This is a genomic window from Pseudomonas sp. T8, assembly GCF_024610635.1.
GTDB lineage: Bacteria > Pseudomonadota > Gammaproteobacteria > Pseudomonadales > Pseudomonadaceae > Aquipseudomonas > Aquipseudomonas chlororaphis_I.
Window position 1 is genome coordinate 4,072,519 of record NZ_CP102374.1, and the last position, 22,391, is coordinate 4,094,909.

18 protein-coding genes are annotated in these 22,391 nt (G+C 65.4%); 2 read left to right on the forward strand and 16 right to left on the reverse strand.

All coding sequences use genetic code 11. The features are described from left to right. Positions 1-145: 145 nt before the first annotated feature. The 10 genes from NRG23_RS18285 to NRG23_RS18330 all read right to left on the reverse strand — a co-directional run bounded on the left by NRG23_RS18285 (position 146) and on the right by NRG23_RS18330 (position 7,481). Positions 146-787, reverse strand: coding sequence for a hypothetical protein (locus tag NRG23_RS18285; RefSeq protein ID WP_016705008.1), 642 nt, complete (start codon positions 785-787; stop codon positions 146-148). A 92-nt stretch (positions 788-879) separates the two neighbouring features. Beyond that, positions 880-2,328, reverse strand: a complete 1,449-nt coding sequence (locus NRG23_RS18290; RefSeq protein ID WP_257371556.1) for an efflux transporter outer membrane subunit — start codon at positions 2,326-2,328, stop codon at positions 880-882. After that, positions 2,325-3,218: an HlyD family secretion protein gene (locus NRG23_RS18295; protein ID WP_257371557.1), complete on the reverse strand. Its 894-nt coding sequence runs from the start codon at positions 3,216-3,218 to the stop codon at positions 2,325-2,327. Before NRG23_RS18295 ends, NRG23_RS18290 begins: the two co-directional genes overlap by 4 nt. Continuing rightward, positions 3,215-3,424 carry a DUF1656 domain-containing protein gene (locus tag NRG23_RS18300; protein WP_007932080.1) on the reverse strand — a complete coding sequence of 70 codons (210 nt, stop codon included), beginning with the start codon at positions 3,422-3,424 and terminating at the stop codon, positions 3,215-3,217. Before NRG23_RS18300 ends, NRG23_RS18295 begins: the two co-directional genes overlap by 4 nt. Then, complete coding sequence (locus NRG23_RS18305) at positions 3,421-5,505, reverse strand: FUSC family protein (RefSeq protein WP_257371560.1); 2,085 nt, start codon at positions 5,503-5,505, stop codon at positions 3,421-3,423. Before NRG23_RS18305 ends, NRG23_RS18300 begins: the two co-directional genes overlap by 4 nt. Beyond that, complete coding sequence (locus NRG23_RS18310) at positions 5,502-5,930, reverse strand: MarR family winged helix-turn-helix transcriptional regulator (RefSeq protein WP_028681511.1); 429 nt, start codon at positions 5,928-5,930, stop codon at positions 5,502-5,504. Before NRG23_RS18310 ends, NRG23_RS18305 begins: the two co-directional genes overlap by 4 nt. A gap of 132 nt (positions 5,931-6,062) precedes the next feature. Continuing rightward, positions 6,063-6,344: a type II toxin-antitoxin system RelE/ParE family toxin gene (locus NRG23_RS18315; protein ID WP_257371562.1), complete on the reverse strand. Its 282-nt coding sequence runs from the start codon at positions 6,342-6,344 to the stop codon at positions 6,063-6,065. Continuing rightward, positions 6,334-6,579, reverse strand: coding sequence for a type II toxin-antitoxin system Phd/YefM family antitoxin (locus tag NRG23_RS18320; protein ID WP_009046356.1), 246 nt, complete (start codon positions 6,577-6,579; stop codon positions 6,334-6,336). The genes NRG23_RS18315 and NRG23_RS18320 overlap by 11 nt, the downstream gene beginning before the upstream one ends. Positions 6,580-6,643: 64 nt before the next feature. Further along, positions 6,644-6,889: a DUF2789 domain-containing protein gene (locus NRG23_RS18325; protein ID WP_009046355.1), complete on the reverse strand. Its 246-nt coding sequence runs from the start codon at positions 6,887-6,889 to the stop codon at positions 6,644-6,646. A 130-nt stretch (positions 6,890-7,019) separates the two neighbouring features. After that, on the reverse strand, positions 7,020-7,481 hold the full coding sequence (locus NRG23_RS18330) for an aminoacyl-tRNA deacylase (RefSeq protein WP_016705004.1): 462 nt from the start codon (positions 7,479-7,481) through the stop codon (positions 7,020-7,022). 223 nt (positions 7,482-7,704) lie between these two features. Here NRG23_RS18330 and NRG23_RS18335 point away from each other — a divergent pair, with 223 nt between their 5' ends. Both NRG23_RS18335 and NRG23_RS18340 read left to right on the forward strand, forming a co-directional pair. Then, on the forward strand, positions 7,705-9,090 hold the full coding sequence (locus tag NRG23_RS18335; RefSeq protein WP_009046353.1) for a nodulation protein NfeD: 1,386 nt from the start codon (positions 7,705-7,707) through the stop codon (positions 9,088-9,090). Position 9,091: 1 nt separating this feature from the next. Then, positions 9,092-9,850 (forward strand): slipin family protein, encoded by a 759-nt coding sequence (locus tag NRG23_RS18340; protein WP_009046352.1) that lies wholly within the window; start codon positions 9,092-9,094, stop codon positions 9,848-9,850. On the opposite strand, the gene NRG23_RS18345 is transcribed toward NRG23_RS18340, so the two are convergent. From NRG23_RS18345 to NRG23_RS18370, 6 genes are all read right to left on the reverse strand, one after another. After that, positions 9,816-10,811 carry a sulfotransferase family protein gene (locus tag NRG23_RS18345; protein ID WP_257371566.1) on the reverse strand — a complete coding sequence of 332 codons (996 nt, stop codon included), beginning with the start codon at positions 10,809-10,811 and terminating at the stop codon, positions 9,816-9,818. The genes NRG23_RS18340 and NRG23_RS18345 overlap by 35 nt on opposite strands. Beyond that, on the reverse strand, positions 10,799-11,590 hold the full coding sequence (locus tag NRG23_RS18350; RefSeq protein ID WP_038630328.1) for an aspartyl/asparaginyl beta-hydroxylase domain-containing protein: 792 nt from the start codon (positions 11,588-11,590) through the stop codon (positions 10,799-10,801). Before NRG23_RS18350 ends, NRG23_RS18345 begins: the two co-directional genes overlap by 13 nt. After that, complete coding sequence (cysC, locus tag NRG23_RS18355) at positions 11,587-12,189, reverse strand: adenylyl-sulfate kinase (RefSeq protein ID WP_016705001.1); 603 nt, start codon at positions 12,187-12,189, stop codon at positions 11,587-11,589. The genes NRG23_RS18350 and cysC overlap by 4 nt, the downstream gene beginning before the upstream one ends. After that, complete coding sequence (locus NRG23_RS18360; RefSeq protein WP_053267975.1) at positions 12,173-13,687, reverse strand: TolC family protein; 1,515 nt, start codon at positions 13,685-13,687, stop codon at positions 12,173-12,175. The genes cysC and NRG23_RS18360 overlap by 17 nt, the downstream gene beginning before the upstream one ends. Before the next feature lie 43 nt (positions 13,688-13,730). Then, on the reverse strand, positions 13,731-21,233 hold the full coding sequence (locus tag NRG23_RS18365) for an Ig-like domain-containing protein (protein WP_373922262.1): 7,503 nt from the start codon (positions 21,231-21,233) through the stop codon (positions 13,731-13,733). 148 nt (positions 21,234-21,381) lie between these two features. Then, positions 21,382-22,227: a sulfotransferase gene (locus NRG23_RS18370; RefSeq protein WP_009046345.1), complete on the reverse strand. Its 846-nt coding sequence runs from the start codon at positions 22,225-22,227 to the stop codon at positions 21,382-21,384. Positions 22,228-22,391: the final 164 nt, after the last annotated feature.

Sequence of the window (22,391 nt, forward strand, 5' to 3'; positions counted from 1 at the left end):
AGCGGTCGCCAGGCCAGGCGACGCATTTTTCCAGGTGAACCGCGGATTCAGGTTTTGCGGTTGCTGCGTCGGAATGCCGCCCAAACCGATCGCAGCCTCGCGGGCTCGGCAGCGGCTACAGGGTTTGCGTGCCTTCCTTCGGCCGCTACGCATGTTCGGAGTATTCGACTTCCAGCGCGTCGAGCTGATGATCGAAGCTTTTCAGGCGGGCGGTCCAGGTGTAGACCAGCACTTCGAAATCGCGGTTGATCACCGCGCCGCCCGGCGTTTCCGAACGCGGGTCGCAGAAGTCCAGTTGATAACGCTCGCGGGCCATGGCGGCGGCGACATCGGACAGTTCGCGGGCATTGTTCAGCCAGTGGCGACCGTCCGCGGCCTGTTTATCCAGCAGTACGCACTGTTTTTTCAGGGCTTCGAGGCTTTTCTCCAGGGGGGTGCCGGTCAACTCGCCCATGACTTCCTGAAAGGTCCGCCCCGGCTGCCAGTAACTGCCCCAGAAGTAACGGTCGAACACGGTTTCGACGCGGCGCAGGGCGACTTTGGTGTCCCAGATCGCCACCAGGGTCTTGCCCTGCTCCAGCTGTTTTTTCTTGATTTTCTGGGTCTGGAACGACGTCCAGGCCACGAAGACGATGGCGCTCACCGCAATCAGCGCGCTGGCGCTGTCGAGAAAGATCATTGCCTTGTCGATCTGGTGCGCCAGCATGACACCGTAGAAATAAGTCGCAGAAAGCAGCACCAGTGCAACGATGGCGCACCAGAAGCCGAGAGCATAAGGGTTTTTCATTATTCGAATCCCCATGACCATCACGTGCCTGACCGCTGGCCGAGCACTGGACGCAAGGTGCTCACCCAACTGATCAAAGCATAGCAACGGCCTCAGGGTTTGCCGGGGTTCGAGGCTTGCGTTCGTCCGCTTTCCCAGCCACCGCCCAGGGCCAGGAACAGGTCGATCTGACTCATCGCCACCTGGGTGTTGGCCGCCGCCAGTTGGGCCCGTACGTCGGTATAGGTGCGGGTCGCCTGCAGGTCGGCGAGGAACGACTCGCGGCCGGCCTGGAAGAAGCGATGGGTCTGGTCGGCGGCCTGCCGCGCCGACTGCTCGGCATCGGCCAAGGCGTCGCGACGTTGCAACTGGGCGCTGTATTGGGCCAGGCCGGTCTGGGTTTCGCGGATGGCATTGAGCACCACCCCGTCGAAATGCGCCAGGGCGCCCTGGCTGGCGGCTTCGGCCTGATGAATGCGTTCGCGGGCACCGTTGGCCGGCACCGTCCAGCTGATCAGCGGGCCAAAGCCCCAGCGGTTGGTGGAGGGTTTGCCGAGGTTGTCGACGATGCCCACGGTGCCAACGGTCGCGCCGATGCTGATGTCCGGGTACAGGGCGCCGGTGGCCACGCCGATTTCCGCGGTGGCGGCGGCCAGCCGGCGCTCGGCCTGGCGGACATCCGGACGGCGCTTGAGCAGCGCCGCGCCGTCACCCACCGGCAACAATTGCGCAATGTGCGGCAACTCGGCGCAACTGCCGGTGCCGGCGGGCAGTCGCTCCACCGGTTTGGCCAGCAGCATCGACAGGCGGAACAGCGCCGACTGGCGCGCCGCCTCGTAGCGCGGCAGTTCGGCGCGCAGGGATTTGAACTGGGTCTGGGAGCGGGTGACCTGGGTTTCGTCGCCGCGCCCGGCGTCGCGCAGGCGCTGGATGAGTTCGGTGCTCTGGGCTTGCAGGTCCAGGGAATGCTCGGCGATCTCGCGCTCTTCGTTGGCCGCGCAGACCTGCGTGTAGGCCCGCACCACATCCGCCACCAGGGTGATGCGCGCGGTATCGGCCGCCGCCTGGGTCGCGTCGGCGTTGGCCTTGGCCGCCTCGATGCCGCGCTGCAGGGTACCGAACAGGTCGAACTGATAAGAGGTGCTGACGGACAGGTTGCCGACGTTGGCCACCGGCACTTTCTCCGGCAGCAGGAAGGCTTCGCCGGACTCCTGCAAACGCTCGACCCCGGCCTTGGCCCCACCACTCCAGCCGCCTGCTGCCTGGGCCTCGTCGACCTGGGCGCGGGCCCGCGCCAGGTTGGCCGCCGCGACCCGCAGGTCGGTGTTGGAGGCCATGGCCTGCTGCACCAACTGGTCTAGGCGCGGGTCCTGGTACAAGCGCCACCAGTCTGCCGGGACCGGCGCCGAGACCACGCTGTCGCTCGAACCGGCCAACTCGCCCTGCAAATCGCTGCGATGCAGCGCCGCGTCGTCCGGCAGCCGGTAGTCCGGGCCGACCATCTGGCAGGCTGACAGCAGTAGACCGAGCCCGGCCGTGGCCAAACGCAGGGCGCTGTTCATTGCGCCGGCTCCGACCGGGTTTGCGGCTCGTCGATGATCGACACGGTGGCGGTGCGCCCGGCGATCATGCGGAAGTCTTCCGGCACCTCGTCGAAGGCAATGCGCACCGGAATCCGCTGGGCCAGGCGCACCCAGCTGAAGGCCGGGTTGACGTTGGGCAGCAGGTTGGAGCCGCTGCTGCGGTCGCGGTCCTCGATGCCGGCGACGATGCTTTCGACATGCCCGCGCAGCCGCGCGCGATCGCCGATCACCCGGATATCGACGCTCTGGCCGATATGAATGCCGTCGAGCTTGGTTTCCTCGAAGTAGCCGTCGATGTGGAAGGAGTTGCTGTCCACCACCGACAACACCGGGCGACCGGCGGTGACGAATTCCTGGGTGCGCGGCGCGCGGTCGTTGACGTAGCCATCCACCGGGCTGCGGATCACCGAACGGTCGAGGTTCAGCTGGGCGCTGTCCACCGCCACCTGGGCTTCGGCCAGGGCCGACTGGGCACGGGCCACGCGGGACTGGCTTTCTTCCAGTTGCTCGCGCGGCACCAGGTTGCCCAGGCCGAGGTTGCGCCTGGCCTCGCGCTGGGCCTGGGCCAGGGTTTCCTGGCGGTCGGCCAGGGACGCCCTGGCCTGGCGCAGGGCCAGGCTGAAGCGGTCCTGGTCGATGCTGAACAGCACCTGGCCGCGCTTGACCAGCTGGTTGTCCCGCACCTGCACCTGCTGGATCAGCCCGGAGACGTCCGGGGCGATCTGCACGATGTCGGCACGGATATGCCCGTCCCGGGTCCAGGGCGCGAACATGTAGTACATCACCATGCGCCAGACCACCACGACCGCGAAGCTCACCACCAGCAAGGTCAGGACCACACGGCCGATGGTCAATAAAGGTTTTTTCATGTCATCAGGTATCGACTGAGTGAGTCCACGGCGCCGAGCAGCAAAGCGTACAGACCAACGTTGAACAAAGCCCGGTGCCAGACCAGGCGATAAAAGTGCAGGCGCGTCAGCAGCCCATGGACCACCAGGTACAAGCCATAGGTAAGGCCCATCAGCACCAGCAGCGTGGGCAAAAACACCCCGCTGATATCCAGGTCACCGATCATAAAGGCGCTCCATCGATGCCATGGGGCAGCGGTTCTTCAAGCTCGCCACCGCCGACGAACTCCACGCCGGGCAGCAGGGCCAGGCGCAGGCCGCTGAGGGCGTGCAGCAGGTGCAAACGGGTTTCGCGGTCGTCCTGGCTGCGGGCATCCAGGGTGCGGCGGGCGCGGTCCAGGGTCATCAGCAGGCCGCTCGGCGCCGGCAGGCGTTCGCCGGCCTTGAGGCAGGCCTTGAAGTAGGCGCCGACCTCGGCCACCACTTGGCGCAGCAGCGCCTGCGCGTTGCCCTGCGCCCGAGGGGCGTAGGCCAGCAGGTCCAGCAGGTTCAAACCGACGCGCACTTCGCGCAGGGCCGCGCCGGTGTCCTGGCCGGTCATGGCCAGCCGCGGCAGGTGCTGCATCAGGCGGTCGAGCATCTGCACGCCCAGATGGCGGTGTCCGGCCAGGTTGGCCGGTTCGGTCATGCCGACGATGTCCTGCCAGCTGAAGCGGGTCAGGCGCTTGGCCGCCAGTTCCGAACCGAACGGCCGCGCGACCAGGGTCCAGACAAAGGCGAACAGCAGGCCCATGGGCCCGGCCAGGTTGGAATTGGCGAAGCTCATGAAGTCGGCGTCGTAGGCACCCTGGATGCTGATGAAGGATGAGGTGTTGACGATGGTCAGCAGCATGCCCAGGTAAAAACGCGGCTGTACCGTCAGGGTGCCGACGCAGATGAACGGCACGGCGAAGGCCAATACCAGCATCGGGAAATCGTGCAGGTTGGGCAGGATCAGGAACAGGTAGAGGCTGGCGAACAGCACCGACATCGCGGTCCAGAAGAAGAACCGGTAGATCTGCGGCGCCGGGTCGTCCATCGAGGCGAAGAAGCTGCAGGCCACCGCCGCGAGGATCACCGCGCTGCCGCCGTCGGTCCAGCCCAGGAGGATCCACAGCACCGAGGCGACGATGATCGCCAGGACCGTGGAGGCCACCGAATACAGCATCAGCCCGCGGTCGAGGAACGGCGTCAGGCGACCCAGGCGCCAGTGGCGATAGACCGCGCGCCAGATGTCCTGGCTTTCGCACTGGATGGCGTGTTGCAGGCTGCGGCAGTCCTGCCACAGGTCGATCCACTCGCCGAGGCGGTACAGGGCGTTGGAAAACAGCAACTGGCGCCGGTCGTCGAGGGCTTCGGCATCGGGTTGCAGCGCTTCGAGCTGGCCACGCAGGGCCTGCCAGCGCTCGACCGACGCACCCTGGGCGGTGCTTTCCAGCCATTGCCCGGCCTGGGCCAGCAGCGGCGCGAACCTGTCCACCAGCTCCGGGGTACGTCGCTCCAGGGCGTACAAGGCATCGTCCAGGGCATCGACCACGGGCAGCAGGTGGATCATGCGCCCGCGCAGTTCCTTGGTATTGCGCACGGTCTGCGGGCGCGCGCCTTCGTGGGGCAACTGGCCGATCATCAGCTCCAGGCTGTTGAAGGTGGCGACCATGGATGCGCGCAAGGCACTGACTTCTTCGGGCCGCACGTCGCGGCTGAGAAAACGCTGGCTGTAGGTGGACGCATCGGCGAACCATTTGCCCGCCGAATCGACGAACACCGGCGCCAGCCGCCGTGGCCAGAACATGCTGCCGATCACGGCCGCGCAGACGATGCCGAGGAAGATCTCCTCGGTGCGCGCCTCCGCCACGTCCCACACCCCCAGCGGGTTATCCACCACCGGCAGGGCGATCAGCGGCAGGCTGTAGCCGGCCAGCATCAGCGCATAGCTGTTGGCGGTGCGCAGGTGCAGGGAGAGGAACAGCAGGATTCCGGTCCACAGGGCGATGATCACCACCAGCAGATAAGGGCTCTGCACGAACATCGGCACGAACAGCACCGCCGCCGAAGCGCCGAGCAAGGTGCCGATCGCACGGTACAGCGCCTTGGAGCTGGTGGGCCCGACGAACGGGCTGGAGACGATGTACACCGTGGCCATCGCCCAGTACGGACGCGGCATCTGCATGAGCATGGCGATGTACAGCGCGATCATCGACGCGGCAAAGGTGCGCACGCCGTAGAACCAGTCGCGCGCGGGGGGGACGCCGGTGAAGAATCCGCTCAAGACGGCACCACCGGCAGCTGGGCAGCCGACTCGAAGGCGCGGATCACCTTCAACGCGGCCTCCAGGTCCGCTGCTGTGATGCCTTCCAGCACCTCGCGGCGCAGACGCACCAGCTCGGCTTCCACCGACTGCACCAGTTCGCGGCCGGTGTCGGTCAGGCTCAGGCATTTGGCCCGGCGATCGTGGGGATCTTCAGAGCGTATGGCGTAACCGGCGTTGCACAGCTGGTCCAGCAGACGCACCAGGGACGGGCTTTCCATCCCCGCCGCCTGCGCCACCGTCACCTGGCGCACGCCCTCGCCCAGGCGCCCGATCATCAGCAGGGGCACGGCGCAGGCTTCGGAGATTCCATAGTTGACCAGCGTACTCTGGCAGATCCGCCGCCAATGCCGGGCGGCGACCACCATGCCACTGCTGATATTCATCTGGAGTGATTCAAGAGAGTCGGGCAAAGGAAAGTTCGCACACAGTTAGTTTGCTAACTATCAATGGTGCATGGGGAGGATAATCTCAGTCAAGTTTTGAAACAATTGAACGACCATTGACCGTAAAACGCCTCAGCGCTTTCGTGCCCGCTCATACACGGCACTGCATTCACGTTTGCCCACGGCCACCACCGAAACCACGACCTGATCCTCGATCACTTGGTAAACCAGGCGATAGCCAGAGGCCTTGAGCTTGATCTTGTAGCAGTCCGCCATACCGTGAAGGGCGTCCGCGGGCACCCGCGGCATTTCCAGGCGCTCGGCCAGCTTCTTCTTGAATTGCTCGCGCAGGGTATGACCGAGCTTGTCCCATTCCTTGCGCGCCGAAGGCAGAAACTGGAGCTTATAAGTCATCCAGATTTACCGGGACCGGGGTCTCGTGACGACGGGCACGGACAATCTCCGCCAGTTCAAGATCGTCAAGACGCTCCATCATGGCTTCAAACACGTCGGCCGGGACCATATAGCCCATGACCCGGTTGTGATTGAGCACCGCAACCGCACCACCCTGTGCGCCGTTCAGGACAGCCGAAGGATTTTTTTTCAGTTCAGACACGCTGACAGCTTTATCAGCCAATACGCTTTGCATAATTAAGACCTCTAATTTGGTCTTAATTCTGGTCTATTTACATGACGACATCAATCCACTTGCCTCAACCCCCCCGCCCCTTCCTCAACAACACATCCAGCTGATCCACCACTTCCGCCCAGTCGGCGTCGTCGAGGATCTCGTCGCGCAGGAAATCCGCCTGGCTGGGGGTCCAGAAGAAGGCATCCGCCAGGTGCAGTTCCGGCTTGAGCGGTGAATGGGTGGCGATGAAACGGTCGATGTCCACGGGGTCGTCGGACAGGCCGAGTTGTTTGAACAGGGCAGGCAGGCTGTGGGATGGGGATTCCATGGGGGGCTCCTGAATGGGTCGGGAATGTCGGACGACTGCCGCGCAGTCGATCGCGTGCAGCCGCGCTCCTGCAGAAACAGCCTGCAGGAGCGGGCCAACCAGCAAAGGGTCGCTACAGGCACCGACGGCGCTAGTAGCTGACCTCGCACACCTCGGCATGAGGCACCATTTTCAGGTACTCGTCCATGCTCAGATGCACCAGGTTGTTGTGGTTGCCGGCTTCCAGGTAGATGTCTTTCTGCCGGGTCAGCATCGGATCGATCACCACGTCCAGCCCATAGGATTCGCCCAGGGCCGGTACCGCGCCGCGTTCGCAATCGTTGAACAGATGCGCCAGGGTGCTTTCCCGGGTGATCTGCCATTCGTTGCTGCCGCGCACCTTGCTCAGATCCAGGTGGCGGCTGGCCGGCAGCACGGCCATCAGGTAGTGGCCGTGACTGTCGTCGAGGATCACCGACTTGGCCACGCGTTCGGCGGGAACTCCCGCGACCCGGGCGGTCTCCAGGCTGCTCGACGAATGTGGATGAGCCACCACGTCAAAATCGCAATGCGCCTGTTCCAGGCTGCGTTGCACGGTTTTTGCCATACGCATGATGCACCTCGGTGTCCTGAACGGCTTTGCAGGACGATGGGTTAACGACTGTCACTCCCTCCCCAAAGTCTAGGCCGCGCCGCCCTCGCCCACTGACGAACTTCCGAACGGCACGCGAGCATGAGGTTGTTCAAAATTTGCTCAATCCCACGCTCTACTAGACTCAAGGACAAAGCCAGCGAACGGCTGGCAACCGAGGCACATGACTCTCCAGGAGGGTCGGATGAACGAGCGTGGGTGGCGGGCGACACTGAAGGGGCTGCTGCTGGGTGTGCTGATCGGCCTGCCGACCGGGCACGCCCAGGCCGTGAAGCCAGTGGTGGTGCTCACCGTCAACGATGTGATCAGCCCCGCCAGCGCCGACTACGTGGTGCGCGGCCTGGACAAGGCTGCCGACGAACAGGCCCAACTGGTGGTGCTGGGCATCGACACCCCCGGCGGTCTCGACACCTCGATGCGCTCGATCATCAAGGCGATCCTCGCCAGCCCGGTGCCGGTGGCCAGTTACGTCGCCCCCAGTGGCGCCCGCGCCGCCAGCGCCGGCACCTACATCCTGTATGCCAGCCATATCGCCGCCATGGCCCCGGGCACCAACCTCGGGGCCGCCACCCCGGTGCGGGTCGGCATGCCGGGGCAGCCCGACCCGGGCGGCAACCCGCCCGCCGCGCCACGCTCGGACAAGAACCCGGAACCGGAACCCGACACCCTCAGCCAGAAACAGATCAACGACGCCGCGGCCTATATCCGCGGCCTGGCGCAATTGCGCGGGCGCAACGCCGAATGGGCGGAACAGGCCGTGCGCGAGGCCGTCAGCCTGCCGGCCCAGGAAGCCTTGAAGCTGAAGGTGGTCGACTATGTCGCGGATGACCTGAACGGCCTGCTCAGGCAACTCGACGGCAAGTTCCTCATCGCCGCCGGCCAGGCGGTGCAGCTGCATACCCTGGGCGCGGCGGTGATCCATCACGACCCGGACTGGCGCACGCAGCTGCTGTCAGTCATCACCCACCCCAGCGTCGCGCTGATCCTGATGATGATCGGCATCTACGGGCTGTTCTTCGAGTTCGTCAACCCGGGCACCGCGGTGCCCGGCGTGCTCGGCGGCATCTGCCTGCTGCTCGGTCTGTATGCCTTGCAGTTGCTGCCGGTGAACTACGCCGGCGTGGCCCTGATCCTGCTGGGCATCGCCTTCATGGTCGCCGAAGCTTTTCTACCGACCTTCGGCGTCATCGGCTTCGGCGGCATCGTCTCCTTTGTGGTCGGCGCGGTGATCCTGATGGACACCGATGTCCCGGGCTATGGCATTCCCCTGCCGCTCATCGTCAGCCTGGCGGTAATCAGTGCGCTGCTCCTGGCGACGCTGGCGAGCATGGCGGTGCGTGCGCGACAACGCCAGCAGGTGGCTGGCGACGCGGGGCTGGTGGGCAGCATAACGGCGATCACCGCGGTGCAAACGGGCAACCCTTACAACGGCTGGGTGCTGTTGCAGGGCGAACACTGGCAGGTCCTGAGCGCGACACCGCTGCAAACCGGGCAACGGGTTCGGGTGGTGGCGCGCAAGGGGCTGCTTCTGGAAGTGACGACGGCCGAGGCCGCGCCGCGAGGAGGATGAAATGGGTCTGGAATTGGGTTTTGGCGCGCTGCTGGCGCTGCTGTTGGCGCTGGCGGTCTCGACGTTTCGCATCCTGCGCGAATACGAGCGCGGGGTGGTGTTCCAACTGGGGCGCTTCTGGCGGGTCAAGGGGCCCGGGCTGGTCCTGCTGATTCCGGTCGTCCAGCAGATGGTCCGCGTCGACTTGCGCACCGTGGTGCTCGACGTGCCGCCCCAGGATGTGATCACCCGCGACAACGTCTCGGTCAAGGTCAACGCCGTGCTGTACTTCCGTGTGCTGGACTCGCAGAAGGCGATTATCCAGGTCGAGGACTTCCTCATGGCCACCAGCCAACTGGCCCAGACCACCCTGCGCGCGGTGCTGGGCAAGCACGAGCTGGACGAGCTGCTGGCCGAGCGCGAACGCCTGAACGCCGATATCCAGCAGGTGCTGGACGCCCAGACCGACGCCTGGGGCATCAAGGTGGCGAACGTCGAGATCAAGCACGTCGACCTCAACGAATCGATGATCCGCGCCATTGCCAAACAGGCCGAAGCCGAACGGGAACGCCGGGCCAAGGTGATCCACGCCGAAGGCGAATTGCAGGCCTCGGAAAAGCTCATGCAGGCCGCCGAAATGCTCGGCCGCCAGCCCGGCGCCATGCAGCTGCGTTACATGCAGACCCTGAGCGCGATTGCCGGTGATAAAAGCTCGACCATCGTTTTCCCGCTGCCCATCGAATTCCTCAAGGGCATGGCGGAGTTGTCGCCGAAGAACTGAGCCGGGGTTGCGGGACCGCGCAGCTGCGCCACTGCTCCAGCGCTGCGTAAGGCGCCTGCGCCCAGTGCTCCAGCTGCTCCCGCAGCCGGGCTGAAGCCTGTTGCTGCTTGCCCTGGCGGTCATCGACAAAGGCCTGGGCCGGCTGCTTGGCATGCTGGCCGACACAGGCGAATGCCGTCCGGCGTTGCTCGGCGCTCAGGCCGAAAAAATCGCCCAGATGGCCGTCCATGGCGGCGGGCAATTCGCTGTAGTTCAGCACCAGGCCATGGTGTTCGCGGCAGTGCTCCAGCCCCAGTTGCAACAAGCGCCCCAGACGCCGGGCGATCCAGCTTTCCCGGTCCTGGAAAGGCTCGCCGTCGTCCAAGGCGCTAGGCCCGATCAGGCCCGGCGTCATGTGCATGCCGGCGCGGCGCAGATGCGATACGGCGATTTCCAGCGGCTCGCGATACAGAAACAACCACGGCGTATCGACGAAGCACTGGCGCAGCAGCGGCAGCTCACCGATGTTCCAGGCATCGAGCTTGATCACCAGCCGCTGCTCACTGCCGCGGCGCACCTGCCCATAGGCCGACAGCAAGCCCACCAGCGCGGCAGCCCTCTCCCGTGGCGCCAGCGAGCTGCGCAGCAAGGTATCCAGCGGCGGCGGTTCGGACACCACGATGTGATCGTCCAGATGAGCCAGCATCTGGCTGGCCAGGGTCGAGCCGCAGCGCGAGGCGTGGAAGATAAAGGCGCTGGGAGCCAGGCCCGGGCTACGTTGGCGCCATTCGGTCAGGGCAGACAACGGCGTCTGGCGCCGGAACGCCTGATTGAACGGCAGGCGCAGGGCCTCTTCGACCGCCTCGCGGAAAAACGGCTGCGACAGCGGCCTGTCGCCGAACCAGCACCAGTCGACCCGCCACTCGTCACGCGGCTGCCAAATGCGGATCGGCAACCAGCCGTGCAGGTTCAGGCCGTCCATTGTTCATTCCACAGGCGCCGCCCCTGGCGCATGGCCGAACGCAGGTCTTCGCGGGTGAACGCCAGGCCGCGCTCCGCCGCCAGGGCCAGGGTGCGCTCGATGAAGGCTTCGCTGTCGTTCAGCGCCTGCAAGGCCTGGCACAGCGCGGGGTCCTCTTCGAGCAACCGACAGAACCGGGCGAAGTCCACGGCAGCGCGGCCCAGGCCAGGCGTCGGCGTGGTCGGCGCACCGTCGGCAATCATCTGCTCCAGCCAGGAGTCGGGGCGACAATCGATCACCAGGTGAATGCGTTCCTGGCTGTCGTGGTTGTCCACACGGTGCGGGCGCGACAGGTCGAGAAACCAGCACTCCCCCGCCAGCATCGGCATGCGCCGCCCGTCGAGCAGGAAGTCCACCCGCGGCGGGCTGAGCAAGGGGATATGCAAGCGCAGGTCGGCGTCCTGGCCGCCCAGGTCGTAGTCGCGGTGTTCATGAATGCGCGCCCCCGGGCCCAGCCGCAGCAGGCGCGCCGAAACGATCTGCAAGGGCAGGTGGCGCAATGCCTGTTGCCAGTCCGGGTCCTGCCGCCAGGGCTCGCGCTGTACCGGCCGGCCCTTGCCCGGCGCCAGTTCGGAGGGCGCATCCACCGCCGAGATCAAGGCCACGCCGCTCCAGTCGCCTTCGTAATAGCCGCCGTTGAAGTGGCCCTGCCAGGCACTCGCGTCGATGCGCGCCAGGGCGCGCAACAGCCGCGGCAGATCCACGCTGACCGGCAGCCGGGCGAACGCCGGGCGGCTCATGAGGCAGGCAGCACCTTGCGCTCGACCAGCCAGCCGAGCAATTGCCGCTGGCAGTCGTCGATCGACTGGGTGCCGGTGTCCAGCTCCAGCGCGGCCCGTGGTGGCTCATAGGGTGCCGAGATACCGGTGAACCCCGGCAACTCGCCGCTGCGGGCGCGGGCGTAGTGGCCCTTGGGGTCGCGCTGTTCACAGACCGCCAGCGAAGCGCTGCACCAGACCTCCAGGTAGTCCTCACCCAGGCGCCGGGCGAACAGCTCGCGCTGCTCGATCAGCGGGGCGATCATCGCCAGGATCACGATCTGCCCGTTGTCCACCAGCAAGGCCGCCAGCTCGCTGGCGCGGCGGATGTTTTCCCGGCGGTCGGCCTCGGCGAACCCCAGGTCGCGGTTCAGGCCGCCGCGCAAGGCATCGCCGTCCAGCACCAGGCTCTGCCGGCCGTGCTGGAACAGCCCGGCCTGCAGCGCCTGGGCCAGGGTCGACTTGCCCGCCGCCGGCAGGCCGGTCAGCAGGATCGCCACCCCGCGATGACCATTGCGCGCCTCGCGCTGGGCCCGGCTGACGCTGGCCTGGGGCGCCTGCAGATTATTGTCTTTGGGCATGGGCCACCGGCGTGCTGATGTTGCCCGCCGCCCAGTCGGCCTCGCGGCTGGCCAGCGCCGAGGCGATGGACTGCACCTGGGTCGACTGCACCTCGTTGGGCAACGGGTCGAGCCCGGCACTGGCGAAGATCTGCCCATAGGCGTTGCGCAGGTCGGCATAGGCCAGGTCGCGCCGCAGGTCCGCCTGCAAGGTGTTCAGCTCGCCCTGGATCAGGTCCAGCTCGCCAATGCCATTGGCCTGGTAGCGGTTGCGCAGCTGGCCGACGATCTGCCCGTCGATGTCCGCCAGCTCCTGGCTGGTCTTGAACTGGCGCAACGCGTCGCGGTAGTTGGCGTTGGCCACATAGACCTGGGCCAGCACCGCGATGGACATGGCCTGGCGACGGGCCGCGGCGACGTCTTCACCGGCCTTGGCGGTGTCGATGGCCGCCGGCGCGGAGAGCACGTTGAACAGGTTCCAGGTGACCTTCACCCCGTAGTCGGCCCACTTGTCGTTGACCAGAAACGAGTTGCTGTCGTAGTGCCCACCGGCCGAGAACTCCAGGCCCGGCAGCAGGCGCAGCATGGCCTTGCGGGTTTCCGCGGCGCTGATACGGCTCTGGTAATCCTGCTCGCGCAGTTCCGGGCGGCTGGTCAGGGCCTCGTGTTCGAGGCGGGCCATATCGACCTTGAGTTCCGGCACCGGGTAATCGTCGGTGGTCGCCAGGGTCAGCTGGGTGCCCATGGGCAGGTTGATCAGGGTCGACAGCTCGGTCTTGGCCAGGGATAACGCCCGGCGCTGCTCCTCCAGCTGGCGGGTGGCCTCGATCAGCGAACGCTGGTAGGCCAGGGCCTGCACCGGGTCGCCGATACGCTGCTCGCTCATGCTCTGGCTGTTGCCGCGGGCCTGCTCGACCCGACCTGCGAGGCTGTCGATCTGCTTGAGCAGGCGTTCGGCCGCCACCGCCCGCCAATAGGCCGAGCGCACGTCCTGGACAATGGTGTTGATCACCTTGCGCCGGCGCTCCTGGACGATCAGCCGCTGGTCGCCTTGCTGCTTGGCGTTGATGTAGCTGACGCCGAAGTCCAGCACGTTCCAGACCATGGTCAGGTCGGCCACTCTGCGGTCCCGATCCTGGGAGGTCGAGGGTTCCAGGGACTGGGTACCGGTTTCCACGCTCTGGCTGCTGGAGGCGCTGACGTTGTTGCGCCCCACGTAGCCGGCGGAGAGGGCCATGCGCGGCAGCATGTCGAAACTGGCGAGGTCCAGTTGGCGCTTGGCCAGGGCCTCTTCCATGATTTTCAACCGGCCCTCGAGGTTGTATTTCACTGCCCGGGCCATGGCCTGGTGCAGGGTCAGCGGGCCGCTCAGCGGCTCCTGATCCTTGTACATGCTCTGCAGGTCGCTCCTGGCGCGCTGCTCGCTGGCACTGCGTTCAATCGGTTTACTGCTGACGGCACAACCACTGACCGTCAGCGCCAACAAGCTGACCCCGAACAACTTCTGACTTTTATTCATCCTTGTCTCGCCCCTGGGTGCCGCATCGTATTTATGTCTTGTTTCAGGCCTGCATTGCGCTGATGCCGGCCTGTTCGAATGCCTTGGCCAGATCGCGGATCGGCCGTTGCTCCATGTCTTGCATCACTTGCAATTGCTGGGTCAGCGACGGTGCCCCGAACACCCCGCGCCCGCCCTGGGAAAGATCGCCGGCCTTGGGCTTGTCGCCGAAGGACTTCAGCGAACCGCCGTCCTCAGTGGAGTCCTGGCCGAACAGCACCGACAGCGTGCTTTGGCTGAACACCCCGCCATCGCCGCCACCGAAGCCGAGGAAACCATGGCCATTACCGTCGCCACCGGGATCGCTGCTGCCAAATACCTGGGCAATGAAGCTCGGCGCCAGGGCCCCGTGATTGATGAAAATATCCCCCAACGGCCGGATGCCATCGCCCAGCACCCGCTGCTCGAACAGTGGCGCGAAGGCCAATGGCGAGCCCAGGTCGCCAACCGGTGGCGTGGTGACCGTGGGCTGCAGCGGCACATAAGGCGGCAGCGGCGGAACCACCGGGTCGCTCGAACGGAATTCCGGATCGCCCACCGGCAGCTCCGTGGCTGGGTTGGTCGCCGGCACGGTGTTGATCGCGTAGTTGTTGGAGTCGGTGCTGCCGCTGCCGGTATTGCCGAATGCGTCGCTCACCCCGCTGTTGTTCAGGGTGACCAGGTTGCTGGTATCGCTGATATTGACGGTTGGCGTCAGGGTCGCGGTCCAGGTCCGGCCGCCGTCGCTGCTGCTCAAGGCGCTCAGTGTGCCGTTGGCCACCGTCAGGTCCGAGTTGGTGAAGCCGCTCACCGCTTCGCTGAAGGTGATGGTCACGCCGCTGGTCTGGCCCACGCCGAGGCTGCTGTTGGCGACCACGATGGTCGCGGTCGGCCGCTGGGTATCGATCAGGTAATTGTTCGAATCCGTGCTGCCCAGCCCGGTATTGCCCGAGGCATCGCTGACCCCACTGTTGTTGAGGGTGATCAGGTTGCTCGTATCGCTGACGTTGGTGTTCGGTGTGAAGGTCGCGGTCCAGGTGATGCCGCCATCGCTACTGCTGACCGCGCTCAAGGTGCCGTTAGTCACCGTCAGGTCGCTGTTGTCGAAACCGCTGACCGCCTTGCTGAAGGTGATGGTCACCAGGGACGTGTCGCCCGCCGCCAGCATCGGGTTGGCGACCACCACGGTAGCGGTGGGGCGCACGGTATCGATGACGTAGTTGGCCGAGTCGGTGGTGCCGCTGCCGGTGTTGCCGACGGCGTCTATCACTCCGGCGTTGTTCAGGGTGATCTGATTGCTGCTGTCGCTGATGTTGATGGCCGGGGTAAAGGTGGCGGTCCAGGTAACCCCGCCATCGCTGCTGCTCAGGGCCCCCAGGGTACCGTTGGCCACCGTCAGGTCCGAGTTGGTGAAGCCGCTGATCGCCTCGCTGAAGGTGATGGTCACCGTGGTGGTTTCGCCCGCTTTCAGGGCCGTGTCGGCCAGCACGATGGTGGCGGTCGGCCGCCCGGTGTCGATGATGAAATTGTTCGAGTCGGTGCTGCCGCTGCCGGCGTTGCCCGCCGCGTCACTGACCCCGCTGTTGTTGAGGGTGATCAGGTTGGTGGCGTCGCTGACGTTGACGTTCGGGGTGAAGGTCGCGGTCCAGGTGATGCCGCCGTCGCTGCTGCTGACCGCGCTCAGGGTGCCGTTGCTCACCGTCAGGTCGCTGTTGTCGAAACCGCTGACCGCCTCGCTGAAGGTGATGGTCACCAGGCTGGTTTCGCCGATCGGCAGGATCGGATTGGCCACCACTATGGTCGCGGTTGGGCGCGCCGTGTCGATGACGTAGTTGTTCGAATCGGTGGTGCCGCTGCCCGTATTCCCCGAGACATTGATCACGCCGCTGTTGTTCAGGGTGATGACGTTGCTGGTATCGGCGATACCGACTGCCGGGGTGAAGGTGGCGGTCCAGGTGACACCACCGTCGCTGCTGCTCAGCGCACTCAAGGTGCCGTTGGCGATGCTCAGGTCGCTGTTGTCGAAACCACTGACCGCCTCACTGAAGGTGATGGTCACCAGCGAGGTTTCGCCGGCCTTCAAGGCCGTGTCGGCGATCACGATGGTGGCGGTCGGCACCACGGTTTCGATGCTGTAGTTGGCTGAGTTGGTGGTCCCGGTACCGCTGTTGCCGGCCACGTCGGTGATGCCGGTGTTGTTCAGGGTGATCAGGTTGCTCAGGTCGGTGATGCCCGCCGTCGGGGTGAAGGTGGCGGTCCAGGTGATACCGCCGTCGCTGCTGCTGACCGCGCTCAGCGTGCCATTGGCCACCGTCAGGTCGCTGTTGTCGAAACCGCTCACTGCTTCACTGAAGGTGATGGTCACCACCGCGGTTTCGCCGGCCTTGAGGGTCGAGTCGGAGAGAACGATGGTGGCATTCGGACCCAGGCTGTCGATGGCGTAGTTGTTGGAGTCGGTGGTGCCGCTGCCGGTGTTGCCGGCCCCATCCGTCACCCCGGTGTTGTCCAGGGTGATCAGGTTGCTGTTGTCGGTGATGCCGGCCGTCGGGGTGAGGGTGGCCGTGTAGGTGATGTTGTCGCTGGTGCTCAAGCCACTCAACGTACCGTTGGCAACGGTCAGGTCGGCCAGGGTAAAGCCGGTCACCGCCTCGCTGAAGGTGATGGTCACGGTACTGGTCTGGCCCACGCCCAGGGCGCTGTCGGCGACCACTATGGTCGCGGTCGGGCGGACGGTGTCGATCGCATAGTTGTTGGAGTCAGTGGTGCCGCTGCCGGCGTTGCCCGAGGCGTTGGTCACCCCGCTGTTGTCCAGGGTGATGACATTGCTGGTGTCAGTGATGCTCGACGTCGGGGTGAAGGTGGCGGTCCAGGTGATACCACCGTCGCTGCTGCTGACCGCGCTCAGCGTGCCGTTGGCGATAGTCAGGTCGGCATTGCTGAAACCGCTTACTGCCTCGCTGAAGGTGATAGTCACCAGTGAGGTTTCACCGATCTTCAGGGCGTTGTCGGCGACCACTATGGTCGCCGTCGGCAGGACGGTGTCGATGCTGTAGTTGTTGGAGTTGGTGGTGCCGCTGCCGGTGTTGCCAGCCAGATCGGTGACTCCGGTGTTGTTCAGGGTAATCAGGTTGCTGGCATCGGCGATGCCGACGGTCGGAGTGAAGGTGGCGGTCCAGGTGATGCCGCCATCGCTGCTGCTGACCGCGGTCAGGGTGCCGTTGGCGATGCTCAGGTCAGCATTGGTGAAGCCGCTCACCGCTTCGTTGAAGGTAATGGTCACCAACGAGGTTTCGCCAGCGCTGAGAGCACTGTCGGCAACCACTATGGTCGCGGTCGGCCGCACCGTATCGATGGCGTAATTGTTGGAATCGGTGGTGCCGCTACCGGCGTTGCCGGCCAGGTCGGCGATGCCCGTGTTGTTCAGGGTGATCAGGTTGCTGCTGTCGCCGATGCTGGCGCTCGGAGTGAAGGTGGCGGTCCAGGTGACGCCACCGTCGCTGCTGCTCACCGCGGTCAGGGTGCCGTTGGCGATGGTCAGGTCGGCGTTGGTGAAGCCACTGACGGCCTCGCTGAAGGTGATGGTCACCAGCGAGGTTTCACCGATTCTCAACGCGGTATCGGCGACCACGATGGTCGCGGTCGGCCGCACCGTATCGATGGCGTAGTTGTTGGAGTCGGTGGTGCCGCTGCCGGCATTGCCGGAGGCGTTGGTCACGCCGCTGTTGTCCAGGGTGATGACGTTGCTGGTGTCAGTGATGCTCGACGTCGGGGTGAAGGTGGCGGTCCAGGTGATGCCACCGTCGCTGCTGCTCACCGTGCTCAAGGTACCGTTGGCCACCGTCAGGTCACTGTTGTCGAAACCGCTCACTGCCTCGCTGAAGGTGATGGTCACCAGTGAGGTTTCACCGATCCTCAAGGCGTTGTCCGCCACCACTATGGTCGCGGTCGGCAGGACGGTGTCGATGCTGTAGTTGTTGGAGTTGGTGGTGCCGCTGCCGGTGTTGCCGGCCAGGTCGGTGACCCCGGTGTTGTTCAGGGTGATCAGGTTGCTGACATCGTTGATACCGACGGTCGGGGTGAAAGTCGCGGTCCAGGTGATGCCGCCATCGCTGCTGCTGACCGCGGTCAGGGTGCCGTTGGCGATGGTCAGGTCGGCGTTGGTAAAACCGCTGACTGCTTCGCTGAAAGTGATGGTCACCAGCGAGGTTTCACCGGCGCTGAGAGCACTGTCGGCGACCACGATAGTCGCGGTCGGCCGCACTGTATCGATCGCGTAGTTGTTGGAATCGGTGGTCCCGCTGCCGGCGTTGCCGGCCTGGTCGGCGATACCGGTGTTGTCCAGGGTGATCAGGTTGGTCGTATCGCTGATGCTGGCGCTCGGGGTGAAGGTCGCGGTCCAGGTGATGCCGCCATCGCTGCTGCTCACCGCGGTCAGGGTGCCGTTGGCGATGGTCAGGTCGGCGTTGGTGAAACCCGTCACCGCTTCGCTGAAGGTGATGGTCACCAGCGAGGTTTCGCCGATTCTCAGCGCGCTGTCGGCGACCACAATGGTCGCGGTCGGCCGCACCGTATCGATGGCGTAATTGTTCGAGTTGGTGGTGCCCAGGCCCAGGTTGCCCACGGCGTTCTGTACGCCGGTGTTGTCCAAGGTAATGACGTTGCTGGTATCGGTAATGCTCGACGTCGGGGTGAAAGTCGCGGTCCAGGTGATGCCGCCGTCGCTGCTGCTCACTGCGGTCAGCGTGCCGTTGGCGATGGTCAGGTCGGCATTGGTGAACCCGGTTACCGCCTCGGAGAAGGTGATGGTCACCAGCGAGGTTTCACCGATGCTCAAGGCATTGTCGGCGACCACGATGGTGGCCGTCGGGTGCGCGGTGTTGATCACGTAGTTGCCCGAATCCGTGGTGCCGCTGCCCGTATTACCGGCCAGGTCGGCAATGCCGGTGTTGTTCAGGGTGATCAGGTTGCTGGCGTCGCTGATGCCATCGGTCGGGGTGAAAGTCGCGGTCCAGGTGATGCCGCCATCGCTGCTGCTCACCGTAGTCAGGGTGCCGTTGGCGATGCTCAGGTCGGCATTGGTGAAGCCGCTGACCGCCTCGCTGAAGGTGATGGTCACCAGGGACGTCTCGCCCGCCGTGAGGGTGCTGTCGGCGACCACGATGGTCGCGGTCGGGCGGACGGTATCGATCGCGTAATTGTTGGAATCGGTGGTGCCGCTGCCGGCGTTGCCGGCCAGGTCGGCGATGCCGGTGTTGTCCAGGGTGATCAGGTTGGTGGTATCGGTAATGCTGGCGCTCGGGGTGAAGGTGCCGGTCCAGGTGATGCCGCCGTCGCTGCTGCTCACCGCAGTCAAGGTGCCGTTGGCGATAGTCAGGTCGGCGTTGGTGAGGCCGCTGACCGCTTCGCTGAAGGTGATGGTCACCAGCGAGGTTTCACCGACTCGCAAGGCATTGTCCGCGACCACAATGGTGGCGGTCGGCCGGACGGTATCGACCACGTAGTTGTTGGAGTTGGTGGTGCCGACCCCGGCGGTGCCAAGGCCATTGATCACCCCGGTGTTATCCAGGGTGATCACGTTGCTGGTATCGGTGATGCTCGACGTCGGGGTGAAGGTGGCGGTCCAGGTGATGCCGCCATCGCTGCTGCTCACCGCGGTCAAGGTGCCGTTGGCAATGGTCAGGTCGGCGTTGGTGAAACCGGTCACCGCCTCGGAGAAAGTGATGGTCACCAGCGAAGTCTCGCCGATGCTCAACGTGGTATCGGCGACCACTATGGTCGCGGTGGGCGGTGGTGCATAGGCGGTGTTGAGGATGCCGCCGTCGTTGTAGATGGTCGCGAACGAAGTCGGTGAAGTACCGGTCGTGCCACCCCCCAGCGCCACGCCGCCGGCGCCACTGGCCGCCGCGTTGCCGCTCAGGGCGGCGAAGTTGGCCGCGGTGATCAGGAAGGTGCCCTTGTTCCAGACTGCGCCGACGCCCCGGCCGCCGATCCCGCCGTTGCTGGCGTTGCTGCCTTGGCCGCCACCGCCGCCACCGCCGCCGCCCGCGCCGATGTTGTTGCTGATGGTCGAGGTGCCGATCACCGTGAGGGTGCCGCTGGAGGCGTTGTAGATACCGCCGGCGGCATTGCCGCCCGCGCCGCCGACCTTGTCCCAACCCGCGCCGCCACCACCGCCGCCGATGGAAATCGTGCCGTTGGTGGCCGTGGCGCCGTTGCCGCCGTTACTGTAGTAGGACACGCCCAGACCGCCCGCGCCGCCGGTGCTGGTACCGCCGCGACCGCCCATGTGGGTGGCATCGTAGCCACCGCCATAACCGCCCACGCCAGCGCTGCCAGCCTGGCCGCCCAGCGTGCCGGTGCCGGGGCCGGCGGAGCCGCCGTGGCCGCCACCCTGGCCACCCAGCCCGCCACCGCCACCACCGCCACCGCCGTAGAACGCGCCGGTGACACCGCCGCCACCGCCGCCGCCCGAAGCCGCGTTGGAGGTCACGGTGACGTTGTTGAGGGTGAGATTGCCGGCGTTGAAAATCCCCCCGGCCATGGCACCGGTCGCGCCATACCCGCCGTTGCCGCCGTTGCCCGAGACCAGGCCCCGGGTAATCACCAGGCCATCGAGGGTCACGGTACTGCCCGAGGCCACTTCGATGACCCGGGTGCGGTACTGGCCGTCGAGGATTACGTCCGCCGCGCCGTCGTTGTTCAGGTCGCCGTCGATGGTCACGTTCTTGTTGACCAGCAGTTCGGAGGTCAGCTGCACCGTCATGCCGCTGCTGAAGGTGACGATGTCGCCGTTCTGCGCCGACGCCAGCGCCGCCCGCAACGAACCCACGCCGGTGTTGGCGTTGTTGGTGGCGGTCCAGGTCGCCAGCCCCCATTGATAATCCTGCATGGCCTGGGTGGACAGCACATTGGCGCTTTCGATGGTGCCGGTGGCGATCTCCAGTTCCCAGTCGCCACCCACGCCGGTGCGGTCGCTGGAGGCGGCCACGTCGCGACCGGTCAGTTGCGCCAGCGAATCGACAAAACTCAGGCCGCGCTCGCCCTCGGCGGTGTAGCAGCCGTAGATCAGGATGTCGCCGCCGGCGTTCATGTCCTGGCCGATGTCCGCCAGCACCGAGCTACGCGCCTGGACGTTGTCAGCCGAGAGGTAGCTGTTGCCCAGCCACAGGTCCCCGGCATTGCCGTGGGCGATGATCTGCACCGAACTGACCCCCTGATGCTGGTCCAGGTAATCGGCGATCTGCTGCAGGCCATCCTGGTTCGCACCCAGCTGCACCACCTGGGTGCCGGACGCCAGGCCCTGGAGCAGGCTGTCGGCGTCCTTGACCCGCGAATCGACGAACACCACCGTCAGCCCCGGCACCGCGGTCGGGGTCGCGGCAGGCGCTGCATCGGCCTGGCCGTGGGTGTCCTTGCTGACGCTCGGCTGATCGGCGGCGGTCGGCGTCTTGGCCACCTCCGTGGTGGTGTGGCTGTCCGGCTGGACGGCCTCGGCCACCGTCGCCGCCACCGCGCCGTCGAACAGCATGCGCGGCTCCAGGGGCATGATCATCGGTGAGGCCAGGGCATTCGTCCGCCCGGTGGCCCGCTGATTGACCCGCGACTTGCCTTTGCTCCACCACATGATGCTCACCCGGACTCGAACGTGCTGAAAGGTGCGAATTGAAAAACCGCGGTCAACGGACCGCGGCGTCGGATTTCATGCGAATGACATTGGCGGCGCTGGATGCCCCGTCTTTCCAGAAGGACAGCTGCGCATACTTCTCGAACAGGTCCGGCGGCAGGATCGTGCGCCGCGACTGCAGCGCCACCCGCGCCTTGACCTTGTGCAGGCCCGCGACCCCCAGCGCCTGGTCGAACTCGGGCGCGTCGTAGGCCAGGCTGTCGAAATCGTGTTCGAACCAGGGTTCGCCGATAAAGTCGTAGATCAGCCGCATCACCCGCTCCGGGGCCTGGCTCAGCAGGTCGTAGTCGACGATCAGCATCGAATCGGCGTTTTCGCCGTAATAGGCCTCTTTCAAGGCCGTCCAGGCATACCCCACCAGGCGGTTGTGCTGGGCCAGGGTTTCGCAGCGGCTGTAGACCGAATTGCGCTCGACCGCATCGCCGAACAGCTTGGTGTTTTCGAAGGGGTTGGCCCGGTACAGCCGTTCCAGGCTGTCCATGACCCAGGCGACATTGCGCACGCAGGCGATGGTCCTGGCCTTGGGAAACAAGTCCTTCAAGGCCGGCAGGCGCGCGCACCACTGGCGGTTGGTATCGAAGATGACCGGTTTGTCGGCCTTGTCGGCGTAGTAGGAGTCGAACAGCCCGCGCAGCAAGCGGCGGCGCATGTCGAGGTCGATGACCGCGCCGAATTCGCTGCCGGCGCTGCATTGTTCGAGGATGCCGCTGAACAGCGCCCCCACCGGGCTGGTCATGCCGGCGTGAAAGCGTGGGTTCTGCAGCAGAATGGCGGACAGCAGGGTCGACCCTGAGCGCGGTAAACCGGAAATAAAATGGAACTGCGGCAATCCCTTCACCCTAGCTATAAGTCCATTTACGGAAAAAGCGTAGTGCAAGGTCAGAAAACCAACAGTGGTGCTTTGATATCAATTCGGAGCAAAACCACAAAAAATCTGTGCTCAAAAAAACAGCAGCTGCTCTGGGACTGAACATGAATCGATTAAGCCGCTGACCGCCCTGA

What these genes read in the sequence shown, in the direction of transcription:
- NRG23_RS18285 (WP_016705008.1), bottom strand. Translation starts at nt 787, where the DNA reads ATGAAAAACCCTTATGCTCTCGGCTTCTGGTGCGCCATCGTTGCACTG.
- NRG23_RS18290 (WP_257371556.1), bottom strand. Translation starts at nt 2,328, where the DNA reads ATGAACAGCGCCCTGCGTTTGGCCACGGCCGGGCTCGGTCTACTGCTG.
- NRG23_RS18295 (WP_257371557.1), bottom strand. Translation starts at nt 3,218, where the DNA reads ATGAAAAAACCTTTATTGACCATCGGCCGTGTGGTCCTGACCTTGCTG.
- NRG23_RS18300 (WP_007932080.1), bottom strand. Translation starts at nt 3,424, where the DNA reads ATGATCGGTGACCTGGATATCAGCGGGGTGTTTTTGCCCACGCTGCTG.
- NRG23_RS18310 (WP_028681511.1), bottom strand. Translation starts at nt 5,930, where the DNA reads ATGAATATCAGCAGTGGCATGGTGGTCGCCGCCCGGCATTGGCGGCGG.
- NRG23_RS18315 (WP_257371562.1), bottom strand. Translation starts at nt 6,344, where the DNA reads ATGACTTATAAGCTCCAGTTTCTGCCTTCGGCGCGCAAGGAATGGGAC.
- NRG23_RS18320 (WP_009046356.1), bottom strand. Translation starts at nt 6,579, where the DNA reads ATGCAAAGCGTATTGGCTGATAAAGCTGTCAGCGTGTCTGAACTGAAA.
- NRG23_RS18325 (WP_009046355.1), bottom strand. Translation starts at nt 6,889, where the DNA reads ATGGAATCCCCATCCCACAGCCTGCCTGCCCTGTTCAAACAACTCGGC.
- NRG23_RS18330 (WP_016705004.1), bottom strand. Translation starts at nt 7,481, where the DNA reads ATGCGTATGGCAAAAACCGTGCAACGCAGCCTGGAACAGGCGCATTGC.
- NRG23_RS18335 (WP_009046353.1), top strand. Translation starts at nt 7,705, where the DNA reads ATGAACGAGCGTGGGTGGCGGGCGACACTGAAGGGGCTGCTGCTGGGT.
- NRG23_RS18340 (WP_009046352.1), top strand. Translation starts at nt 9,092, where the DNA reads ATGGGTCTGGAATTGGGTTTTGGCGCGCTGCTGGCGCTGCTGTTGGCG.
- NRG23_RS18345 (WP_257371566.1), bottom strand. Translation starts at nt 10,811, where the DNA reads ATGGACGGCCTGAACCTGCACGGCTGGTTGCCGATCCGCATTTGGCAG.
- NRG23_RS18350 (WP_038630328.1), bottom strand. Translation starts at nt 11,590, where the DNA reads ATGAGCCGCCCGGCGTTCGCCCGGCTGCCGGTCAGCGTGGATCTGCCG.
- cysC (WP_016705001.1), bottom strand. Translation starts at nt 12,189, where the DNA reads ATGCCCAAAGACAATAATCTGCAGGCGCCCCAGGCCAGCGTCAGCCGG.
- NRG23_RS18360 (WP_053267975.1), bottom strand. Translation starts at nt 13,687, where the DNA reads ATGAATAAAAGTCAGAAGTTGTTCGGGGTCAGCTTGTTGGCGCTGACG.
- NRG23_RS18365 (WP_373922262.1), bottom strand. Translation starts at nt 21,233, where the DNA reads ATGCTGTTCGACGGCGCGGTGGCGGCGACGGTGGCCGAGGCCGTCCAG.